The 20,017-nt window shown below is 62.9% G+C and carries 16 protein-coding genes; 14 read left to right on the top strand and 2 right to left on the bottom strand.

Translation table 11 applies throughout. The annotated features are described in order from the left end of the window. Window positions 1-8 precede the first annotated feature (8 nt). From AC0L3L_RS02075 to AC0L3L_RS02095, 5 genes are all read left to right on the top strand, one after another. Window positions 9-746: a GntR family transcriptional regulator gene (locus AC0L3L_RS02075; protein WP_473636361.1), complete on the top strand. Its 738-nt coding sequence runs from the start codon at window positions 9-11 to the stop codon at window positions 744-746. 60 nt (window positions 747-806) lie between these two features. Continuing rightward, window positions 807-1,913, top strand: coding sequence for a mandelate racemase/muconate lactonizing enzyme family protein (locus AC0L3L_RS02080; RefSeq protein ID WP_473636362.1), 1,107 nt, complete (start codon window positions 807-809; stop codon window positions 1,911-1,913). A gap of 354 nt (window positions 1,914-2,267) precedes the next feature. Further along, complete coding sequence (locus tag AC0L3L_RS02085) at window positions 2,268-3,590, top strand: NAD(P)H-dependent oxidoreductase (RefSeq protein WP_473636363.1); 1,323 nt, start codon at window positions 2,268-2,270, stop codon at window positions 3,588-3,590. Between the two features lie 20 nt (window positions 3,591-3,610). After that, window positions 3,611-5,104 (top strand): xylulokinase, encoded by a 1,494-nt coding sequence (locus AC0L3L_RS02090; RefSeq protein ID WP_473488281.1) that lies wholly within the window; start codon window positions 3,611-3,613, stop codon window positions 5,102-5,104. A gap of 153 nt (window positions 5,105-5,257) precedes the next feature. Then, window positions 5,258-5,803 (top strand): hypothetical protein, encoded by a 546-nt coding sequence (locus tag AC0L3L_RS02095; protein WP_473636364.1) that lies wholly within the window; start codon window positions 5,258-5,260, stop codon window positions 5,801-5,803. Between the two features lie 27 nt (window positions 5,804-5,830). Here the strand turns inward: AC0L3L_RS02095 and AC0L3L_RS02100 are convergent, their stop codons facing one another. After that, a complete protein-coding gene (locus tag AC0L3L_RS02100; RefSeq protein WP_123146963.1) occupies window positions 5,831-6,793 on the bottom strand; it encodes a sugar-binding transcriptional regulator in 963 nt (320 codons plus the stop codon). A 432-nt stretch (window positions 6,794-7,225) separates the two neighbouring features. Between AC0L3L_RS02100 and AC0L3L_RS02105 the strand changes: the two genes are divergently transcribed. From AC0L3L_RS02105 to AC0L3L_RS02145, 9 genes are all read left to right on the top strand, one after another. Further along, window positions 7,226-8,236, top strand: a complete 1,011-nt coding sequence (locus tag AC0L3L_RS02105) for an ABC transporter permease (RefSeq protein ID WP_473636365.1) — start codon at window positions 7,226-7,228, stop codon at window positions 8,234-8,236. A 164-nt stretch (window positions 8,237-8,400) separates the two neighbouring features. Further along, window positions 8,401-9,339: a substrate-binding domain-containing protein gene (locus AC0L3L_RS02110; protein WP_473636366.1), complete on the top strand. Its 939-nt coding sequence runs from the start codon at window positions 8,401-8,403 to the stop codon at window positions 9,337-9,339. 66 nt (window positions 9,340-9,405) lie between these two features. Beyond that, on the top strand, window positions 9,406-10,914 hold the full coding sequence (locus tag AC0L3L_RS02115; protein ID WP_473636367.1) for a sugar ABC transporter ATP-binding protein: 1,509 nt from the start codon (window positions 9,406-9,408) through the stop codon (window positions 10,912-10,914). Between the two features lie 134 nt (window positions 10,915-11,048). Then, entirely contained in the window at window positions 11,049-11,813 is a 765-nt protein-coding gene (locus tag AC0L3L_RS02120; RefSeq protein ID WP_473636368.1) for an SDR family oxidoreductase, read from the top strand. Window positions 11,814-11,821: 8 nt separating this feature from the next. Next, entirely contained in the window at window positions 11,822-12,607 is a 786-nt protein-coding gene (locus tag AC0L3L_RS02125; protein WP_473488287.1) for an SDR family oxidoreductase, read from the top strand. Window positions 12,608-13,045: 438 nt separating this feature from the next. Beyond that, window positions 13,046-14,020, top strand: coding sequence for an ABC transporter substrate-binding protein (locus AC0L3L_RS02130; protein ID WP_473636369.1), 975 nt, complete (start codon window positions 13,046-13,048; stop codon window positions 14,018-14,020). 76 nt (window positions 14,021-14,096) lie between these two features. Further along, window positions 14,097-15,170 (top strand): quaternary amine ABC transporter ATP-binding protein, encoded by a 1,074-nt coding sequence (locus AC0L3L_RS02135; RefSeq protein ID WP_473488289.1) that lies wholly within the window; start codon window positions 14,097-14,099, stop codon window positions 15,168-15,170. Further along, the gene (locus AC0L3L_RS02140) at window positions 15,167-17,149 is read left to right on the top strand and encodes an ABC transporter permease (protein WP_473488290.1); all 1,983 of its coding nucleotides are present in this window, start codon (window positions 15,167-15,169) and stop codon (window positions 17,147-17,149) included. Before AC0L3L_RS02135 ends, AC0L3L_RS02140 begins: the two co-directional genes overlap by 4 nt. 61 nt (window positions 17,150-17,210) lie before the next feature. After that, window positions 17,211-18,236, top strand: a complete 1,026-nt coding sequence (locus tag AC0L3L_RS02145) for a serine hydrolase domain-containing protein (protein WP_473636370.1) — start codon at window positions 17,211-17,213, stop codon at window positions 18,234-18,236. Window positions 18,237-18,417: 181 nt separating this feature from the next. Here AC0L3L_RS02145 and AC0L3L_RS02150 read toward each other — a convergent pair whose 3' ends face one another. Beyond that, the gene (locus AC0L3L_RS02150; RefSeq protein WP_473636371.1) at window positions 18,418-19,776 is read right to left on the bottom strand and encodes an NAD(P)-binding domain-containing protein; all 1,359 of its coding nucleotides are present in this window, start codon (window positions 19,774-19,776) and stop codon (window positions 18,418-18,420) included. Window positions 19,777-20,017: the final 241 nt, after the last annotated feature.

Consider the following 20,017-nt stretch of genomic DNA (forward strand, 5'->3'; position numbering starts at 1 on the left):
GTGACCGAATGGGGAAGCTGGATTTCGCTCCGATCGCAGATACGACAAGACGCGCCGAGATCGTGGCGCTGCTCAGGCGCGCGATCCTGACCGGCCAGCTGGAACCCGGGCAGAAGCTCAACGAACTCAGGATTGCCGAGCAGATGCGGGTGAGCCGCGCGCCGCTGCGCGAGGCGATGCGCGAACTGGTGCAGGAAGGCATCCTGACCAGCATTCCCTACGCCGGAACTTTCGTCATCGACGTAACCGCCAAGGACATCGATGACGCCTATTCGCTTAACAAGGTGCTGGATGAGTTCGCCATCGAACTGACCTGGCCGTTGCGCGACCAGCGCTTCTTCGACGAGCTCGACCGGCGCCACGAGGCGGTAAAGCAGGCGACGCGCGACCGCGACACCACAAGGCAGATCGAAACGGCCCTGCAACTGCATGGGCTGATCCATGAGTGGGCCGACAATTCGGTTCTGCTCGAGACCTGGCAGCGGCTGGCCAGCCGGCTGCAGATGTATTTTGCCCTCCACCAGCGGGCGCGCAAAGAGCCGGTGCCTGCCGAAGACATCCACGAGACCTATGTGCAACTGCTGAAGGGCGCCGACATGGGCGCAACCCAGCGCCACGCCCGCGAGCATATCGACCTCGATTTCGAAGAACTGCTCGCCTATGCGCGCAGCCTCGAACAGCGTGCTTCCAAAGGCGCCAAGGTCGAATTTGCCGGCCTGACGCGAAACCGACCAGAAGGCAGCTGAGCCGACAGAAACCGCCAATTGGCGGCCTCGTCAAGACATCACAGACAACGGATAGAGAAATTGCAGATCAAAACCATTAAAGCCTACCATGTCGTGCAGCCCTTCGTGGACGGGCCGTACCGCATGTCGAAAGGGCGTGTCGCCGACGCGTTCGACGCGGTGATCGTCGCCATCACCTCCGACAGCGGCCTCACCGGCTGGGGCGAGATGGCGCCGCTCGGCAATTTCTACTCGCCGGCATTCGCGGCCGGCGTTCGCGCCGGCGTCATGGAAATTGCACCGCATCTGCTCGGCCACGATCCTCGCGCGTTGGCCAGTATCGGCAGGCTGATGGACACGGTGTTCAAGGGCCACCCCTACATCAAGTCGGCGCTGGACATGGCATGCTCGGATCTCGCGGCACGCGCCGCCGACGTGCCGCTGGTCACGCTGCTCGGCGGGCGCGAGAGCGAGACGGCGGAGCTCTACAAGGTCGTCACCCATGGCACGGTCGATGCGATGGCCGCACTGGCCAAGCGCATCGTCAATGACGGGTTCCACCGGCTGCAGGTAAAGGTCGGCGGCAACGTCCATGACGATATCGAGCGCGTCACCGCGGTCGCCGCTTCGGTGCCGAAGGGCACGGTGATCTTCTGCGACGCCAATGCCGGCTGGACGCGCTATCAGGCGCGCCAGTTCACTGATGCGACGCGCGCCATCGACTACACGTTCGAGCAGCCCTGCACCACGATCGACGAATGCATGTCGGTGCGCCGCTCGCTCGACAAGCCGATGGTGCTCGACGAATCCGTCGCCTCGCTGGACGACATGCTCGACATCCACCGCAAGGGCGCGGCCGACGGGCTGACGCTGAAAATCTCGCGGCTCGGCGGCGTGACCAAGACGCGGCAGATCCGCGACCTTGCCGTCGATCTTGGTTTCATGATCACCGTCGAGGACACCGGCGGCGCCGAGATCGACACATCAGCCATGGCGCATCTGTCACTGTCGACGCCGGAGGAGCGCCGGCTGCACGCCATTGCCTTCCACGAATGGGTGACCGTGCGCACCGCATCGAACAAGCCGCCAATTTCGGGAAGCCGAATGGGCATTCCGGACGGGCCGGGCCTCGGCATCGACGTTGTTCCCGACCTGCTTGGCGCGCCCTTCTTCGAAGTCGGCAGCTGAGATACTGGCATGCGCCGAGCATGCCACTGGCGCTATCTGTTGCGCGGCTTCGTCGCTAGCGATTGGCGCAGCGGCAGCTGAGCGGCTATGAAACAGTTTTTCGCCGCACTCGCTCGCTTGCGAGAAGCGAGGTGACGGTCGTCACCGCCTGCATCCTTAAGAGATCACCGCCTTCTTCTCTGCTCCCTAGCTGACCGCACAGCCAAGTCGCATACCAAGGGTGCACGAATTGAAATCACAGAATGTTGGGGGACGGCTGCCGAATTGCAGGTTGAAATATTTTTCATTTGGAAATAGGAATGTTCAAAATGATGACTTCGACGCTGCGGCGCGTCAGGAACTGGAGGAAGCGAAATGGCCCATCCGCAATTTGCAGCGGAACTTTTGCAGCGCGCTGAACAGCAGGGACCGATCACCATCGGGCTTGCCGGCGCCGGGCAGATGGGCACCGACATCGTCGTCCAGGTCGCGCTGATGCCGGGCATGCGGATCGGCGCCATCTCCGAGGTCAGGCCGCAGGCGGCGATCGATGCGGCGCTGCTCGCCGGCCACGACCGCTCGGATATCGTGCAGGCCGGCAATGCAGCGGCGATCGACCGCGCCATCGAGGCCGGCAAGATCGCGGTGACCGAAGACCTGCATGCGCTGGCGTCCGCCGGCCGCATCGACGTCATCATCGACGCGACAGGCAATCCCAATATCGGCACGCTGTTTGCACTCGAAGTGATGAAGAACGGCAAGCACATCGTCATGCTCAATGTCGAGGCCGACATCACCATCGGCCGCTTCCTCAAGGAAGAGGCGCGCAAGGCCGGCGTCGTCTATACGGGTGCCGCCGGCGACGAGCCGGCCTGCACGCTGGAGATCATCGGCTTTGCCAAGAGCCTCGGCTTCAACATCATCGCCGCCGGCAAGGGCAAGAACAATCCGCTGAAGATCGACGCCATGCCGGCCGACTACGAGAAGGAGGCGGCCGAGCGCAACATGAATGCGCGCATGCTGGTCGAATTCGTCGACGGCTCGAAGACGGCGATCGAGATGGTGGCGATCGCCAACGCCACCGGCCTGGTGCCCGACGTGCCCGGCATGCACGGCCCGACCGCGACTCTGGAGGAGCTCGCCGGCGTGCTCTGCCCGCGCGAGGATGGCGGCGTGCTGCACCGCAAGGGCGTGGTCGACTATTCGATCGGCAAGGGCGTGGCGCCCGGGGTGTTTTGCATCATCGAGACCAGGCATCCACGGGTGCTGGAGCGCATGATCGACCTCAAGGTCGGCAAGGGGCCGTATTTCACGATCTTCCGCCCCTACCACCTGACCAGCCTGGAAGTGCCGCTGTCGGCGGCGCGCGCCGTGGTCTACAAGCGCGCCGACATGGAGCCGCTCGACCATCCAGTCGCCGAGGCGGTGGCGGTTGCCAAGAGCGACCTTGGCCTTGGCCAGTCGCTGGGCATGATCGGCGAGAACGACTATCGCGGCTTCGCCATGACCTGGGAAGACGCACGCGCCCGTGGCGCCCTGCCGCTCGGCCTCGCCGAACGCGCCAAGGTGGTCAAACCGGTCAAGACAGGCGATTTCCTCACCTATGAAAATTGTGTACCCGACGATTCGATGGTGATAACCCAGATCCGCCGTCGTCTCGACCAGTCGGACGGACGGTTCGTTACGAACGCCGCCTAAATCCGCTGGATTTCCGCCTGATGGACGATGTCGTAATCGGGATCGACGCCTCGACCACGGCCGTGAAAGCGATTGCCTTCACGCGCGACGGCAAGGAGCTGTTCCAGGCGCGCGAAGCCTATCCGCTTTCAAATCCCAAGCCCGGCCATTTCGAGCAGGATGCCGAACATTGGTGGACCGCGCTGCTCGGCGCCTTGAAGCAGGTCACTGAGGCGGTTGGCGCTGCGCGGGTGGCGGCGATCTCCATCGCCCACCAGCGCGAGACCTTTACGCTGATTGATCATGCCGGCAAGCCGCTTATTCCCGCGATCCTGTGGCTGGACGAGCGCGCCCGTCCGCAAGTCATCAGGCTTTCAGCTGAACTCGGCCGCGAGGCGATCCGCGACTGGAGCGGCAAGCCGCCGGACCCGACGCCCGCGCTCTATGCGATCGCCTGGCTTGCCGAACACCAGCCGCAAGCGCTCGACGACGCAGCCGCACTTGTCGACGTGCACGGCTTCTTCGTCCACCGGCTGACCGGAAGTCTGGTCACCAGCACGGCAAGTGCGGATCCGCTCGGGCTGCTCGACATCAAGAATGGCACTTGGCACCCTGAGCTCGTCGAGGCCGCAGGACTGCGGCCGGACCAGTTGCCACAACTGGTCGCGCCCGGCGCGATCTGCGGCAGGCTTAGTGAAAGCGTGGCCAGGCTGACCGGCCTGAAGCCCGGCACGCCTGTTGTCGCCGGCGCCGGCGACGGCCAGGCGATGGGACTCGGCATGGGCGTCTATGGCGAAGGCAAAAGCTATCTTTCGCTCGGTTCAGGCGTCGTCAGCGGCTGTTATTCCCATGGGATGGCGACGTCGGACGCGTTTCGAACGCTGGTCTCGCCCACCGGCTCGGGGTTCATGCTGGAGACCGTGCTGCGCTCCGGCATGCAACTGGTCGACTGGATCGTTCGCACCACCGGCTCGCCGTCGGCCGCAGCGCTGGAGAAGGCGGCGGTGGACGTTGCCGCCGGCAGCGAGGGACTGCTTGTCATGCCGTATTGGGCCGGCGTCATGAGCCCCTATTGGGACGGCGCGGCGCGCGGCGCCATTGTCGGCCTGTCGCTCGACCATGAGCCGAAGCACCTTTTTCGAGCGGTTCTGGAAGGCATCGCCTTCGAGCAGGCCATCGCCAGCGAGGCAATGGAAACTCAAGCCGGCGGCAAACCGGCGGCGATGATCGCCGCCGGCGGCGGCACCAATTCGGTGCTGCTGATGCGGATCATGGCAAGCGTGCTCGAGCGGCCGCTCTCCGTCTCACCGGTCAACGAAGCCGCAGCACTCGGCGCCGCCATGCTGGCGGCTTCGGCCGTCGGATGGTTTGCCTCGCCCGAAACGGCGGCCGAGGCTATGGCCGTGCCGCCGACCAGGCACGTCGACCCCGTCGGCGATCTGGTCTCCGGTTACCGCACGCGCAAGGCGATCTACCGCGACCTCTATCAGGCGACGCGCGCTATCCACGTGCGGCTCGGCAACGCGACGGCGTGAATTCACGACCTAGACGTCTGGCGTCTTTGATTTTGCGTCTTGTCCAGCCAATGTTAGATTCCAATGCTCGATTCCGGGGGCATTGGATTGCTCATGAAGACGGCGTTTCATCATGCGGCCTTGTCATGGATTGTCGCCGTTGCGACAATTCCAATGTCCTCGCTCGCGGAGAACGGGCCCGCGGCCGAGGCGCCGCTCGAGGTTGCGCTCGACATCGATGATGATGGGCAGATGGATCGGGCCGTAATGGTGCAGGATCCCGACAGTGGGCAAGCGGACCTTTACATCTATCTGGCTGCCGGCGATGAAAAGCTCGATCCTTCGCGCAAGCCGGCTTTCATCAAGAGGGCGCTTACGGAGGGCCGAGTTCTTGAGCTCGAAAGCAAGCGCAAAGGATCGCTGAACGTCACCTCCTGTTTCGGCTGCGGAGCCAACAAATCATGGGCGGAGACCGTCATGGTCGTCCATCGCGGCGGCAAATTCCTGGTCGCCGGCTATAGCCGGTACTGGGACTGGAACGTCCAGACGTCCGATGGCGACGTGGAAACAACGCTGGGCAGTTGCGACATCAACTATCTCACCGGCAAAGGCATCGCCTCGCAAGGACTGGATGACGGCAGACCGATCGAAGGAGAATTCAAGCCAGTGGCTCTCGCCGACTGGTCATATGACAGCCGCCCCAAGCCCTGTGAATTTTGAGCTGCCTCTGTCCTAGGCGCGCAAAACTCAGCGGTTGAGCAGGCCCTTGGCGGCATCCTCGTCGGTGATCAGAACCGATACTTTGGTGTTGGCGAGCGCCGCCCGCATGATCGCGATTTTTTCCTGCCCTCCCGAAACCAGGATGATAGCCGGGATGTCCGACAGGTCCTGCAGCGGATAGGCGCAGACCCGACGATTGACCTCATGGTCGACGAGCCTGCCCTCGGCGTCAACGAAATGGCACAAAATATCGCCAACAGCGCCGGCCGTCTGCAGCTCCTCGAGTTCGCTGGGCTTGATGAAGCCGTAATTGGCGATCGGACTGTCATTGGAAAATGATCCGACGCTGAGCACGGCGATGTTTGCCCGGCGCGCGCGGAAGACGACGTCCTGAACGCTGCGCTGGCTCATGAAGGCTTCGCGCTGCTCCGGCCTGTCGGCATAGACCGGTACCGGCAGCAGGAAGCACTCGGCGCCGATCTTTTCGGCGAATTCCCAGGCGCTCTCGGTCGGGTTGAGCGGCTGGGCATGGGTGAGGCCGCCCAGCATGGAGACCACCGTGGTCCTGGCGATCGGCCGCCGCGGCAATTCATTGATGGCGAATTTCAGCGTCCGCCCCCAGCCCAGTGCGATGACATCGCCGGCATTCACATTGTCGGCCAGATAGGCGCCCGCGGCATGGCCGATCATCAGCGGGGCATTGCTTCGGTCAGCGGCCGACGGCACCACAATGGCCTGGCTGAGCCCGAAACGCTGCTTCAAGGCCTCTTCCAGCACCAAGCATTCGACGACGCTGTCGCGGATGCGGAACTGAACGACGCCCTCCTCACGCGCGGCGGAGAGGATGCGATGCACCTTGATGCGGCCGATGCCGAGGATCTCCGAAATCCTCTCCTGCGTCAGCCCCTCGACATAATAGTGCCATGCGGCACGGGCCTTCAGCTCGGCATCCGGGAAGCGCGAGGCCTTGTCATTCTCTATCATCGCCATCTTTTTGCCCTCCCGCGGTCGTCCGAATCCTTAAATGCCATTCAAATGGCGTATCCGACCATGCGCCACGAAATCGATCTGCGTGCCAGGATTCAAGGTTTAAGACATCGACAGGATATCGTCTACAACGCGAGATGAAAGCCAAAATGGTCAACATTTACTTTGTTTTGGCCGTCCCGGCCTGCTCAAGCAGCCGAAACGAAGTCGCAGGATGAGAGCGGACCTGAAACGCGGCATTTCATGCCCTTTCGTAAGGCAAACCGGCTGGCGGCGCAAACCGGCGTGGAATGATGCGGCGGGCCTTGACAATTTTCCGACGAACAGTTTAGCTGAACAAAATTGCATATCAAAGATAAATTGTTCACAGGGAGGTGCCTGGTGAGCAAGAGTGAGCCGACGACGCATCGCCGGATCGCTGATGGAGGAGACAAGATGGCTGTGAGCAACAGTGCAAGCGAGTTGAAGGCCGCCCCACGTACGCAGGCCGCGGCGGGCGCGAAGCTTTCGGCCCTGTTCGCCGGAACCTTGGGACCGCTGATCGGGCTGGTGCTGCTGTGCCTTGCGCTGTCGCTGACCACCGACACGTTCCTGACTGTCCGCAACATCCTCAACGTGCTCGACCAGGTCACCGTGCTCGGCATCATGGCGATTGGCATGACGCTGGTCATCCTGATCGGCGGCATCGATCTTTCCGTCGGCTCCGTGCTGGCGCTCGCCGCGATGGTGATGGGGTTCGTCGCCCATCCCGACCATCTCAATCTCGGCATGCCCGCTGGCATCGTCACAGCGCTCGTCGTTGCAGGACTTTGCGGGCTGGTTTCAGGCCTGCTGGTGACCGTCACCAAGCTGCCGCCCTTCATCGCCACGCTGGCCATGATGTCGGTGGCGCGCGGTCTCGCCAACATGATCACCGACGGCTCGCAGATCATCGGCTTTCCCGACTGGTTCACCAGCCTGTCGATTATCCGCCATTTCGGCTTCCTGTCGATCACCGTCGGCTTGATGATCGTGCTGGCCATCATCTTCGCGATCTTCCTGAACTACCGCGCGACCGGCCGCAGCCTCTACGCGATCGGCGGCAGCGCCGAGGTCGCGCGGCTGTCCGGCATCCCGGTCAAGTCGCTGACCAACTGGGTCTACGCAATCTGCGGCGTGCTGGCCGGGCTCGCCGGCATCGTGCTTGCGGCACGGCTCGATTCCGTCCAGCCGAGCTCCGGCTTCGGCTACGAACTGGACACGATCGCCGCGGTGGTGATCGGCGGCGCCAGCCTGTCGGGCGGCATCGGCTCGATCGGCGGCACCGCGATCGGCGTGCTGATCATCGGTGTGCTGCGCAACGGGCTGAACCTGCTCGGCGTGTCGCCCTTCATCCAGCAAGTGGTGATCGGCGTCGTGATCGCGCTGGCGGTGGCCACGGATACATGGCGGCGCAGAGCGCAATGAAGACTGGGCGCAATGAAGACTGGGCGCAATGAAGAGCGGGGCGCAATGAGATTCACCCGGATGTCCGGGCGAAAACGGATCGGTGATCCGAAACTGGGAGTTGTTCGGCCAAGGGGCGCCGTGATGCGCCGGCGGGACAGATTAAACATCAACGGAGGAAACACATGCTGACCAAACGTTCATTGCTGCTTGCTGCCGCGGCCGTCATTCCGCTGCTCGGACTGTCCGACATGGCGTCGGCCAAGGAGGCCAAGAAGCTTGGCCTTGCCGTCGCCAATCTGCAGGCCGACTTCTTCAACCAGATCAAGCAGTCCGTCGAAGCCTATGGCAAGGAAAAGGGCATCGAAATTGTCACCGTCGACGCCAAGGGCGATTCGGCGACCCAGGTCAGCCAGGTGCAGGATCTGATCACACAGAACATCGATGCGCTGATCTACATCCCGGCCGGCGCCACCGCCGCCACCGTGCCGACCAAGACGGCCAAGGCGGCCGGCATCCCGGTCATCAATGTCGACCGCAACGCCGAAGGCGCACCCGGCGACACCTTCATCGCCACCAACAGCGTGGCATCGGCCAAGGCGGTGTGCGACTACATCGCCAAGCAGGCCGGCGGCAAGGGCGAACTGGTCATCATCCATGGCCAGAAAGGCACGACGCCCGAGGTCGACCGGTCGAAGGGCTGTGGCGAAGCGCTGAGCGCCTATCCCGACATCAAGGTGGTCGGCGAGCTATGGAGCGAAGGCTGGCATCAGGACGAAGGTTTCAAGCTGACGCAGGATCTGCTGCAGTCCCATCCCGACGTATCGATCGTCATCGGCCAGGCCGACGCGCTGGCGCTCGGTGCTGCGCAGGCGGTCAAGGTCGCCAATCCCGGCCACAAGGTCTGGGTTGCCGGCTTCGACGGCGACGTGGCGGCGCTCAAGGCTCTGAAGGGCGGCGTTTTCGACGTAACCGCGACGCAGCAGACACAAGGCATGGGCCGGCTTTCCGTCGATGCGGCGATCAAGCTGGTGGCCGGCGAAACCGTTCCCGCAGAACAGCTGCAGGACGCGACGCTGACCACCAAGGACAATGTCGATCAGTTCATCGCCAAGCATCCCTAATATCAGGCATCCATAATATCAGGCATCCCTGATCCCAAGCATTTCTGACGGTTAACGAGCGGAACGATGTCCTTGGATCCCAGCCACACGCAGACCCCGCATCTGGGGCTGTTCGTCAACGGCCTCTGCAAGAGCTACGGACCGGTCCAGGTCCTGGCCGATGCAAGCTTCGAGGTGCGGCCGGGCGAGGTCGTGGCGCTGCTTGGCGAAAATGGCGCAGGCAAGTCCACCGTTTCGAACATCATCGCCGGGTCGACCAAATCCGATGCCGGCACCATCACATGGCGGGGGAAGCCCTATTCCCCCGCCTCTCCCGCCGCCGCCATCGACGCCGGCGTCGGAATGATCCACCAGGAACTGAAGCTGCTGCCGGATCTGTCGGTCGCCGAGAACGTCTATGTCGGACGCCTGCCGATGCGCGGCGGCCGCATCGATCGCGCGGCAATGAATGCACGGGCATCAGCGCAGTTGAAGCGGCTAGGCCTCGATGTCTCGCCGGAACGCAAGGTGCGCACGCTGCGCATCGCCGCCCAGCAGCAGGTCGAGATTGCCAAGGCGCTGACGCTCAATGCCGAGCTTCTGATCTTCGACGAACCGACAGCAGCGCTTGGCAGCGAGGAAACGGAACTGTTGTTCCAGCAGATCCGCAAGCTCAAGGCGGAAGGCATGTCCTTCATCTATATCAGCCACCGGCTGGACGAGATCGCTGAGATCGCCGACCGCGTGGTAGTGATGCGCGACGGGCGCATCGTCGCCCGGCACGAGCGCGCCGACATTCCGGTGCGCACCGTGGTCGAGCAGATGGTCGGCCGCAGCGTCGAGCGGATGTTCCCGCCGCTGTCGGTGCCAGGCGATGAGGCGCTGCTCGAGGTCGAGAACCTGTCCTCGCCGGAACGCAGCTTCCAGAATGTCAGCTTTTCGGTGCGGGCCGGTGAAATCCTCGGCATCGCCGGACTGATCGGCGCCGGCCGCACGGAGCTGGTGCGGGCGATTGCCGGCGCCGATCCGATTTCGTCCGGCTCGGTGCGTGTCGCCGGCAAACCGGTGCACCTCAATGACCCAGCGGCGGCGATCAAGGCCGGGGTCGTGCTGGTGCCGGAAGACCGCAAGGCGCAAGGCGTGGTGCTCGACCAGACGATCGGCGAGAATTTGGCGATCGGCAATTTCGACCATGTCGCGCCGAACGGCTGGGTATTTCCGAAGGCAGTACAGAAATTCGCCGAGGCCGGCATCGGCCGGCTTGGCGTCAAGGGCCGGCCTGACCAGGCGATCAGCAAGCTTTCCGGCGGCAATCAGCAGAAGGTGATCATCGCCAAATGGATTTCACGGCCGCCCAAGGTGTTCATCCTGGACGAGCCGACACGCGGCATCGATGTCGGCGCCCGCGCCGCGATCTACGATGTCATCGCCGACCTCGCCCGCTCCGGAATGGCGGTGGTGGTGGTGAGCTCCGACCTCGAGGAAGTGCTCGGCCTGTCACATCGCGTGCTGGTGCTGAGCCGTGGCCGCCAGCGCGGCATTCTCGACCGCAGCGAAGCGAACAACGTCGCCGTCATGGAGCTCGCCACAAGCTGACGGCGGCATAATGGATCGGAACAAAAGCGCAGCAGGTGGTATCCTCCTAGGCACCGGACCGCGCGGGGCGCCAGCTAGGACTGGCGCCCCTTCCTTCCCAGGGCAGCACCGGCGGCTCAACAGGAAACATTTCGATGAAACTATTCGATCTTCATGGGGACGTTGCCCTCGTTACCGGCGCTGGCAGCGGCATCGGCCAAGCAATCGCCATCGGCCTGGCCGAGGCCGGCGCCGACATCGCCTGTTTCGGCCATGCCTCGAAGGGCGGGCTGGACGAGACCGCGCACAGAATTTTGGCGCTCGGCCGCAAGGCGCTGGTGCTGACCGGCACGGTGACTTCAGAGGCCGATTTGGCAGTGGCGATCGAGCGCGCTGAAACCGAACTCGGCGCGCTGACCATCGCCGTCAACAATGCCGGCGTTGCCGCGGCCGAGCCGGCCGAGACGCTTTCGCTGGAGAAATGGCAGAAACTTTACGACGTCAATGTCAACGGCGTGTTCCTGTCCTGCCAGGCCGAAGCGCGCACGATGCTGACGCGACGCAAGGGCTCGATCATCAACATCGCCTCGATGTCGGGCTCGATCGTCAATCGCGGCCTGACCCAGGCGCATTACAATTCATCCAAGGCCGCCGTCATCCACATGTCGAAGAGCCTCGCCATGGAATGGGCCGATCGCGGCCTGCGCGTCAACGTCGTCAGCCCTGGCTATACGCTGACGCCGATGAACAAGCGGCCGGAGGTCGCCGACCAGGTCAGGATCTTCGAGCGCGACACGCCGATGGGGCGCATGGCGGCGCCGGAAGAGATGGTCGGCCCGACCGTGTTCCTGGCCAGTCGCGCTTCGAGTTTCGTCACCGGCATCGACCTGATCGTCGATGGCGGCTTCGTCTGCTGGTAGGAGAAAAAATGCAGAAGCGGTTCGAGGGAAAGACGGCGGTCATCACCGGCGCCAGCGGCGGCATTGGCGCGGCCATGGCCAGGCGCTTCGCGGCTGAGGGCGCGGCTGTCGTCGTCAGCGCCATCGACGCGCGCGTCGACGAGATCGCCGCCGGACTGAAGGCGGAAGGCGCCAAGGTCGCATCGCTGCGCATGGACGTGACCAAGAAGGACGAGGTCGCCGCCCTATACGATCTGGCCGAACAGCAGTTCGGCCGCGTCGACATCTCCGTACAGAATGCCGGCGTCATCACCATCGCCAGGATCGAGGCGATGACCGAGGCCGAATGGGACAAGGTAATGGCGGTCAACACTAAGGGCGTGTTCCTGTGCTGCCAGGAGGCGATCGCGCGCATCCGCAAACATGGCGACGGCGGCAGGCTGATCAACACCGCATCCGGCCAGGCGCGACAGGGCTTCATCTACACGCCGCACTATGCCGCCTCGAAATTCGGCGTCGTCGGCATCACCCAGAGCCTCGCCAAGGAGGTTGCTAAGGAGAAGATCACCGTCAACGCGATCTGTCCCGGCATCATCGACACCGACATGTGGGCCTATAACGACGCGGCATGGGGCAAGCTGATGGGCGATTACAAGCCCGGCGAGCTGATGGCCGAATGGGTGAAGAACATCCCGATGGGCCGCGCCGGCAGCGGCGAGGACGTTTCCGGCCTGGTCAGTTTTCTGGCCAGCAGCGACGCCGCCTACATCACCGGTCAGACCATCAATGTCGATGGCGGCCTGATCATGTCGTGAGCAATGGGGCAGGTTCACGCGTCAATCTGCTGATATAATCGGCAGGCGGCGAAACTGCAGCCGAATTGCGCGATCCGCGCCGCGTTAATCGTTGCGCGACATGAACGTTGGTATATATAATTTCATCCCATGAAAATGGCTTCGGCGACTGCCAACGGCTGACATCATGGGAACTTGATGGCTCGCAAGATTGAGGGCGCCGCAAGACCGGCGATCGATCCGCAGATCACTGCTTCGGCAGCACGGCAGCCATGACGCGGTCCCGTCCCGCACGACATCTTCATCGAATTGGGCATCATTGCGTCTGCGCCTACTTCGGCGCCGACAGCAATTTGGTGCCAATGGACTTGCGCAACGATCAGCTTTTCCAACACAATCAAAAAGACGCAAGAAGGGAACGAACGATAACTTCCACCAGAGCTTGACAGGAGAACAGGCATGTCACTTCGGAGTATGATATCCAGATTATCAATGGGAGCTTTTGCGCTTGCCGCGGCAAGTGTGCTGACACCTTCGGCTCAGGCTGCGGCGCCAGAATCCAACGACCCGATCAAGATCGCGCTGTTCGACTGGACCAGCGTCAATCTGAACGCAAAGATCCTCGGCGGCATTCTGGAAAAGCTCGGATACATGGTCGAGTACCCGACCGCCGACTATCTCTCCAGCCTGACCACCGGACTTACCAATGGCGACCTCACTGTCGCGCTGGAATTCTGGGACACGACGGCCGGCGAAGCCATGAAGGCCTCGGATGCGACCGGCCAGACCGAACGCCTCGGTGCGCTCGGGCCCAAGGCCAAGGAAGAATGGTGGTATCCCGAATACATGAAGGAGAAATGCCCGGGCCTGCCGAACTGGGAGGCGCTGAAGGACCCGAAATGCGCCGAAGCCTTCTCGACGGCGGAAACGGCGCCGAACGGCCGCTATCTCGGCGGCCCCGTGACATGGGAAGGTTTTGACGACGAGCGCGCCGCAGCGCTGAAGCTGCCCTTCACCGTCATCCATGCCGGCACCGATGCGGCGATGTTCGCCGAACTGGATTCGGCCTATCAGCGCAAGGCGCCGATCATGCTGTGGGTCTATTCGCCACATTGGGCGCCGGCCAAATATAAGGGCGAATGGGTCGAATTCCCAGATTACACGCCGGAGTGCTACAACGACCCGAAATGGGGTGTGAACCCTGAAGCGAAATATGACTGCGGCAAGCCGCATGGCGAGATCTGGAAATATTCCTGGGCCGGCATGAAGGACAAATGGCCGGTCGCCTACAAGGTCGCGAAGAATTACACGGTCGACACCGACGAGCTCAACAAGATGAGCGGCGAGATCGATCTCGAAGGCAAGACGCCGGAAGACGTCGCCGCCGCCTGGATCGCCGCCCACGAAGCCGACTGGAAAGCCTGGGCCGAGTGATCGTTCCAACTGGAAAACTGCGAGACCCGGCCCCTTGTGGCCGGGTCTCTATCCCATATTCCAGAAGGACAATTGCATGGCCGATACGACTGAACAGGTGCCGCAAGCGGCAGATGCCCGCCCGATAAAGCTCGCCTGCCGCAACGTCTGGAAGCTGTTCGGCGCGAACGCGGCCAATTTCATCCGCCAGCGCGACGGCAAGGCCAGCATGGCGGACGTCGCCGCGGCCGGGCTGGTCGGCGCGGTGCGCGCCGTCGACCTCGAAATCCGCCAGGGCGAGATCTTCATCATCATGGGCCTGTCCGGCTCCGGCAAATCGACGCTGGTGCGCTGCATGTCGCGGCTGGTCGAGCCGACCCATGGCAAGGTCGAGTTCGAGGGCAAGGATCTCCTCAAGATCTCAGATGCCGCGCTGATCGAGCTGCGACGCCACCGCATGGGCATGGTGTTCCAGAATTTCGCCCTGCTGCCGCATCTGAACGTGCTGGAGAACATCGCCTTTCCCTTGGGCATCCAGGGACAGGACCGGCCGACGCGCGAGAAGCGCGCGCTGGAAGTGATCGAGCTCGTCGGCCTGCGCGGCCGTGAGCATTTCTATCCGCGTGAGCTTTCCGGCGGCCAGCAGCAGCGTGTCGGCATCGCCCGCAGCCTCGCCACCAAGCCGGAGATCTGGTTTCTCGACGAGCCGTTCTCGGCGCTCGATCCGCTGATCCGCCGCGAGATGCAGGACGAGCTGATGCGGCTGCAGACCATGCTGCACAAGACCATCGTCTTCATCACCCATGATTTCGACGAGGCCATCCGGCTGGCCGACCGCATCGCCATCATGAAGGACGGCGAGGTCATCCAGATCGGCACGCCCGAAGAGCTGGTGGTCAATCCGGCGACCGACTATGTCGCTGAATTCACCCGTGACGTCGACCGCGCCAAGGTGATCTCGGCGCGAAGCCTGATGCGCGCCTGCGACGGCACCGAACATGGCGGCATGGTCGCGCCGGATGCCAAGATATCAAGTTTTTCGGCAAGCATCGTCTCGGCCGGCAAGCCGTTCGCGGTGGTCAACGGCAGCGGCAAGCCGATCGGCGAAGTCACTCCGCAAGCCGTGATCGATCTTCTGGCAGGCATCGAACGTCCCGGGGCCGGCGCATGACGGTGACGGCAAGCACCAGCGAGGCGAGATCGCGGCCGGTTCAGATCTGGCTGGTGGCTTGGGCCTGCGCCCTTGCCGCCGTGCTTGCCGTATTCCTGCTGCAGGACAGGCTGCTCTGGGCCGTCAACTATCCGGCTGGCGCAATCGTTCCCGTCGCCGACTGGGTCAGCGCTCTGATGAACCTGATAAAGTCGAACTTCTCCTGGCTGACGCGGTCGATCACCGTGGCACTCAGCGTGCCGCTCGATTTTGCGCTCAATCTGCTTGCCAAGAATTTCAAGATCGGCCATGGCGCGGACTTGATCGTCCTGCCGCGCCTGTCCTGGGTCGGCGTCTGCATCGCTGCATTCCTGGCCGGACGCGCCGCCGGTGGCTGGAAGCTCGGCGCGCTGGTCGGCGGCTGTTTTCTCTACATCGCACTGTTCGGCCAATGGACCAGCGCCATGCTGACGCTGGGGCTGATCTCGATTGCCGTGCCGTTCTGCATCGTCACCGGATTGTTCGTCGGCATCTGGGCGTGGCGCAAGCCATGGGCGGAGAGGCTTTTGATCTCCCCTGCCCTCGATCTGATGCAGACCATCCCGACCTTCGCGTATCTGATCCCGATGCTTCTGCTCTTCGGCAACAGCCCGGTTTCGGCGATGATCGCGACGGCCATTTTCGCCACGCCGCCGATGGTGCGCGCGACGATGCTGGGGCTGTCGCGGGTGCCGTCCGAAATCGACGATTTCAGCGAGATGGCCGGCTGCACGGCACGCCAGAAACTGTGGCGCGTGCTGTTGCCGTCGGCGCGTCCAACGCTGATGGTAGGCGTCAACCAGGTCATCATGCTGGCGCTCAATATGGTGATCATCGCTTCGATGATCGGCGCCGGCGGCCTCGGTTACGACGTGCTGCTGGCGCTGCGCGCGCTAAAGGTCGGCGAGGCCATGGAAGCCGGCCTCGCCATCGTGGCATTGGCGATCGCGCTCGACCGGCTGAGCCAGGCGATCGCGCGCAATCACGCGCAAGGTCATGTCTATCAAATGGTCAGTCCGAGCTTCTGGCGGCGCTACCCCAACCTGACGCTGGCCATCGCCATCCTTGCCGTCACGACACTGCTAGGTCTGTTCGTGCCGGCCTTCGCCGCAGTGCCGAAGGCGATCACCTTCACCACCGCGCCGATGTGGAAGACAGCAGTGAGCTGGATCACGATCAACTTCTTCGACACGATCGAAGCGTTCCGCGTGGCGCTGATCCTCAATGTGCTGAACCCGGTGCGCGCCTTCTGCGAGGGCTTCCCGTGGCTGGGCGCGGTGTTTCTGCTTGGCCTTGCCGGCTACCAGCTCGGCGGCCTGCGCCTCGCCGCCCTGGTCGCCGCGCTGACCGTCTTCTGCGCGGTAACCGGTCTCTGGGAAAAGACCATGGCGACGGTCTACCTCTGCGGCATCTCGGCCTTCATCGCCTGCCTGATCGGCATCCCGATCGGGCTGATGGCATCGCGCAGCGATCGTGTCGAGAAGATCGTCACGCCGGTCATCGACACGCTGCAGGTGCTGCCGTCGTTCTGCTTCATCATCCCGGTGGTGATGCTGTTTCGCGTCGGCGACGTGACGGCGATGATCGCGACCGTCGCCTTCGCCGTGGTGCCGGCCATCCGCTACACCAATCACGGCCTCAGGCAGGTGCCGCCGGCGCTGATCGAGGCGGCAAAGGTGTCGGGCTGCACCAAGCGCCAGACGTTCCTGCGCGTGCAGCTGCCGCTGGCGTTGCCCGAGATCATGCTTGGCGTCAACCAGACGATCCTGATGGCGCTCGCGATGATCATCATCTGCGCCATGGTCGGCACCCGCGATCTCGGCCAGGAGGTGTTCATCGCGCTGTCCAAGGCCGATTCGGGCCGCGGCATCGTCGCCGGCCTGGCCATCGCCTTCATCGGCATCGTCGCCGACCGGCTGTTCAACGCCTGGACGGCGAAGGCACGGGCAAGGCTGGGATAGCTGGAAAATACATCGCGCGTCCCACCTTCGTCTTGCCCAAAATGCATCCCAAGCTGGCTTCATGCTGAAGCGTCCCACCGTGATTCTAGCCTTTCTCCTCATGCTTTCCGTCGCTGCTCACGCTGCGGACGGCCTGGAGGAGCGGCTTGAAAAGCTCTTTGATGAGGCCGAGCGCCTGACGCCGCTGCGCACGGTTGCCATCGCGCATGAGGGCGCGGTGGTGGCGGAGCGTGGCTATCGCGGCTACTCTCCGGCACGTCCTGCCAACATAAAATCCGCCTCCAAGTCGATCATCTCCGCGCTCGTCGGCATCGCCGTCGACAAGGGCGTGCTCCAAGGCCCCGACCAGAAGATCGCTCCGCTTCTTCAGGGCGACCTGCCCGCCGACGGGGATCCGCGGCTCCAGCAGGTTACGATCGGTCATCTGCTTTCCATGCAGGCAGGGCTGGGTCGGACCTCCGGCCCAAACTACGGGCGCTGGGTGGCAAGCGATAACTGGGTGCGGGCAGCGCTCGCCTTGCCCTTCGACGACGAACCGGGCGGTACCATGCTCTATTCCACCGGCTCGACCCATCTCCTTTCGGCGATCCTGACGCGCCGGACCGGCCGCTCAACGCTGGAACTGGCGCGCGAATGGCTGGGGCCGCAGGAGGGCTTTTCCATCGTCGCCTGGGACCGCGACCCACAGGGCATCTATCTCGGCGGCAACCAGATGGCCATGAGCCCGCGCTCGCTGCTCGCCTTTGGCGAGCTCTACCGCAGCGGCGGGATGAGCCGCGGAGGACGGCAGCTCGTGCCGGCCGATTGGATCAAGCTCTCCTGGCAGCCACGCACCGCCTCCCGTTTCACCGGTGACGGTTATGGTTATGGTTGGTTCATGCGTCAGATCGCGGGCGAAGCGGTCTTCTACGGGTGGGGGTATGGCGGGCAGATGGTCTACGTTGTGCCCGGGCGCGCGTTGACAGTGGTCATGACATCCGAAGAAAACGGCCCCGCCGGCCGCAGCGGCCACCGCGACGATCTCCATGCCCTGCTCGAGCGGATCATCGAGGCGACGAAAGACGTGCGCGAGGCTCGCAGCAAGTAATGCATGTCGCGCAAGCGCAGCGGTTTTGCGATAATGACATGCATAAAAAAGAACTTAAGGCGCGTCGCATGAATCCATCCAAACGCGACGCGCTTTAGACCCTCTGCACAGAGGATTTGACGGGTTCGATGGGTTGCAAGCTGGGCAGGCTGTCATGCAGCCCGGTGCGGCGAGGAAGCCGCTACTCCGCCGCCACCCCTTTCACTTCCAGATAGGATTCCATCGAATCGTCCATCGCCTGCAGCCAGGCCGTGTGGTGCAACGGCGCCATCGTGCCGGTCATCAGCGAGCGGTAGGCGTGGTCGCGGAAGCTCATGATGTCGTGCGCCTTGTGGTGCTCCCATTCCATGAAGGTCTGATTTGTCGCCTCGACGTCGAATCCCGGATAATCGGTCTGCTCCATCAACTCCTTGGTGTAGTCGCCCTGGAACCAGATCATCTGCTCGGCGTCTTCCAGCGTTTCCTCGCGCGCCCGCCATCTCCTGCCATGTTCCGCCATCACTTCTGCCGAGGGCAGTTCGATGCGGCCCATGATGACGTCGCGCGCGAACCAGGCCTGCGCGTCGAACATGTTGAAAGTGTAGAATTGGTCCTGCATGCCGATATAGAACAGCTGCGGGTTCTTCGCCCAGACGACGCCCTCATAGAGCCCGTCCGGCCACATGCGGTTGGCGGTCTTGAGCTTCAGATCCTCGGTGAGGAACGGGAATGAATGGAGGTAGCCCGTGCACAGGATGATGGCGTCGACATCCCTGGTGCTGCCGTCCTTGAAATGCGCGGTCTTGCCGACGACCTTCTGCAGCAGCGGCACTTCCTGCCAGTTGTCAGGCCATTTGAAGCCCATCGGCTTCGAGCGGTAGCTGGAGGTGATCGATTTGGCGCCGTATTTGTAGCATTGCGAGCCGATATCCTCGGCCGAATAGGAGCGGCCGATGATCAGAATGTCCTTGTCCTTGAATTCCATTGCGTCGCGGAAATCATGGCTGTGCAGGATGCGGCCATTGAAGGTCGAAAAACCCTCGAAATAGGGAACGTTGGGTACGGAAAAATGCCCCGAGGCAACAACGACGTTGTCGAACTCTTCGGAATAGGTGACGTCGTTGGTGCGGTCATGCGCGGTGACGGTGAACTTTTTCGTCGCGTCGGAGAAGGTCACCATGCGCACCGGGCTGTTGAAGCGCACCCATTTGCGCACGTCGGATTTTTCGACGCGGCCCTTGATATAGTCCCACAGCACCGCGCGCGGCGGGTAGGAGCCGATCGGCCGGCCAAAGTGCTCCTCAAACGTGTAGTCGGCGAATTCGAGGCATTCCTTCGGTCCGTTCGACCAAAGGTAGCGGTACATCGAGCCATGCACCGGGTCGCCATGCTCGTCGAGGCCGGTGCGCCAGGTGTAATTCCACAGGCCGCCCCAGTCGGACTGCTTTTCGAAGCAGACGATTTCCGGAATGTCAGCACCCTTGTCGGCCGCCGACTTGAAGGCTCGAAGCTGGGCCATGCCGGAAGGTCCGGCTCCGATGACGGCAACACGACTTTTCATTGCGGGCCTCCCGGTTCATTTCTCTAACGAAACAAATTTCACTGACAGGACAGTAATTGCCCATTCGATGCTGTCAACAGGCCTTCTGCTGAAACCACGTTTCAGCAGATTGGATTTTCAGCAAAACCGCTGATGGCGGAAACCCGGAGAGCACGCCATTCGACATAAAGTGGCTTGCTGTCGCAGTTGCGCTCTGTATCCGCACTGAATATGTTCACCGTGAGTGAAATAAATCTGCAGA

Source organism: Mesorhizobium sp. WSM4849, assembly GCF_055811385.1.